General features: G+C 66.7%; 3 protein-coding genes. All 3 read left to right on the top strand.

Going from position 1 to position 2,615, the window contains the following annotated elements:
• Window positions 1-976, top strand: a 976-nt coding sequence (locus tag JOZ00_RS03745; RefSeq protein WP_293339806.1) for a mechanosensitive ion channel family protein, incomplete at its 5' end; no start/stop codon positions are given.
• Window positions 977-1,042: 66 nt separating this feature from the next.
• Window positions 1,043-2,326, top strand: a complete 1,284-nt coding sequence (locus tag JOZ00_RS03740; RefSeq protein WP_293339803.1) for a glutamate-5-semialdehyde dehydrogenase — start codon at window positions 1,043-1,045, stop codon at window positions 2,324-2,326.
• A gap of 34 nt (window positions 2,327-2,360) precedes the next feature.
• A partial coding sequence (locus JOZ00_RS03735; protein WP_293339800.1) for an AAA family ATPase occupies window positions 2,361-2,615 on the top strand: 255 nt, incomplete at its 3' end.

The raw sequence follows: 2,615 nt of genomic DNA, 5'->3' as shown, positions 1-2,615 counted from the left end.
CGTGATCGGCCTGATGCTGCAGAACTCCGTCGGCCAGATCGTCTCGGGCTTGTTCATGCTGTTCGAGCAGCCCTTCAAGATCGACGAATGGCTGGACACGGGGACGGTGCGCGGGCGGGTCATCGAGGTGAACTGGCGCGCCGTGCACATCGACACCGGCAGCGGCGTCCGTATCACGCCGAACTCGATGCTGGCCACCACCGCGTTCACGAACCTCAGTCGCCCGGCGGGGGCGCACAAAGTGGCGATGACGACGAATTTCTCCAGCGCCGACGCACCCGATCAGGTGTGTGAGATGTTGACGCGGGTCGCCCGCGCTCTGCCGCAGCTCAAGCTCGGTGGTGTGCCTCGCTCGGTGCCCCTCGGCGCCGGCGAATATCGCACCAGCATCGGGGTGGACTCGCCCGCCGACGCGGGCGCCGCGAAGGCGACATTCCTGCGGTGGATCTGGTACGCCGCCCGACGCGCAAATCTGCACCTCGACGACGCCGACGACGACTTTTCGTCACCCGAACGCGTGGATCACGCGTTGCACAGTGTGGTGTCGCCGACTCTGCGGCTGAGCACCGATCAACAGCGGTCGCTGAGAGCGTTCGCGAGGATCGTCCGATACGGCGCCGAGGAAATCGTGGAGTACACCGGTGAGGTGCCCGCGGCGATGACGTTCCTGATCTCTGGTCGCGTGCAGCTGACCACGACCGCCGACGACGGATCGATCGTGCCGATCAGCACGCTGGAGGAGGGTTCGTTCCTCGGCTTGACGGCACTGACCCGGCAACCGAACCTCGCGACGGCGTATGCGCTGGAAGAGGTGACCGCGCTGGAGCTCGACCGTCAACACGTCGAACAACTGGTGATGCGAGAACCGTTCCTGCTGCAGAACTTTGGTCACATCCTCGAGGAACGTCGAAGCAAAGTGCGCAATGCCGGCACGGTGAGCGGACCGGGGAAGCCCGCCGCGGCGGCCAGAGGCTGAGCCAGGCTGGCATACGTTGTTCCGGGCCGCCTAACTTCGTGAGTCCAGGCCCGTTACCCTGGTTCAATGAGTCTGCAAGCACCGTCCCGGGGCGGAACGACCCAGCAACGCGAGCCCGACTTGCGTCGTGAGGTCCACAACGCCGCGCGCCGCGCCCGGGTCGCCTCCCGCGTGTTGGCGCTCCTGCCGACGGTGGCCAAGGACCAGGCGCTGCGTTCCGCGGCGGAGGCGATAGCGGCCCACACCGACCTGATTCTTTCGGCCAACGCCGAAGACCTGAAGGTTGCACGGGTCGCAGGCACGCCGGCCGCGATGCTCGACCGGTTGGCGCTGGACTCCAAACGTGTCGAGGCAATCGCCGCCGGTCTGCGTCAGGTCGCCGGCCTGCCCGACCCGGTCAACGAAGTGCTGCGCGGCTACACCCTGCCGAACGGCCTGCATCTGCGCCAGCAGCGGGTGCCGCTGGGTGTGGTCGGCATGATCTACGAGGGTCGGCCCAACGTCACCGTCGACGCCTTCGGTTTGGCGCTCAAGTCGGGCAACGCCGTGCTGCTGCGCGGGAGCTCGTCGGCCGAGCGGTCCAACCAGGCGCTCGTGCAGGTGCTGCGGGCTTCGCTGGTCAGTGAGGATCTTCCGGCCGACGCGGTGCAGATGCTGTCGCCCGAGGATCGATCCACGGTGACGCATTTGATCCAGGCCCGCGGCCTGGTCGACGTGGTGATCCCGCGCGGGGGAGCGAGCCTGATCAACGCCGTCGTGCGTGACGCACAGGTGCCGACCATCGAGACCGGCGTCGGCAACTGTCACGTCTATGTCCACGAAGGCGCGGACCTGGATGTGGCCGAGCGCATCCTGCTGAACTCCAAAACACGTCGCCCGAGTGTGTGCAATGCAGCCGAGACGCTGCTCATCGATGCCGCGATCGCCGAAGAAGGGCTGCCCAGGCTGTTGAACGCCCTGCAAGACGCCGGCGTGACGATTCACGGTGGTTTCTCCTCCGACGCCGGGGAGGACGACCTGCGTCGCGAGTACCTGTCGATGGAGATCGCGGTGGCGGTGGTCGACGGTGTCGATGCCGCGATCACGCACATCAACGAGTACGGCACCGGACACACCGAGGCCATCGTGACGAGCAATATGGCTGCGGCACAACGGTTTGCGGACGGCGTCGACGCCGCCGCGGTGATGGTCAACGCCTCAACGTCGTTCACCGACGGCGAGCAGTTCGGTTTCGGCGCGGAAATCGGCATCTCCACCCAGAAATTGCATGCCCGCGGCCCGATGGGGCTGCCGGAATTGACCTCGACCAAATGGATTGCGTGGGGAGACGGACAGACCCGTCCCGCCTGACGCGCGATGCGAAGTGCTTAGGAGAACTGAGACTGTGAGCGTGCCCGCCCGTCCCAAGCCGCTGTTCGACGACATCGACGATGTCTCGCGGAAGTTGGCCGAAACCGGATACCTGCCCGACACCGCCACCGCGACGGCGGTTTTCCTGGCCGACCGGCTCGGCAAGCCGCTGCTGGTGGAAGGCCCGGCCGGTGTCGGCAAGACCGAATTGGCCCGTGCCGTCGCTCAGGCCACCGGATCCGGCCTGGTACGGCTGCAGTGCTACGAGGGCGTCGACGAGGCGCGCGCG

It is taken from the genome of Mycobacterium sp. (genome assembly GCF_019243155.1).
In the GTDB taxonomy this organism is placed as follows: domain Bacteria; phylum Actinomycetota; class Actinomycetes; order Mycobacteriales; family Mycobacteriaceae; genus Mycobacterium.
This window is presented reverse-complemented; position numbering and strand designations above follow the sequence as displayed.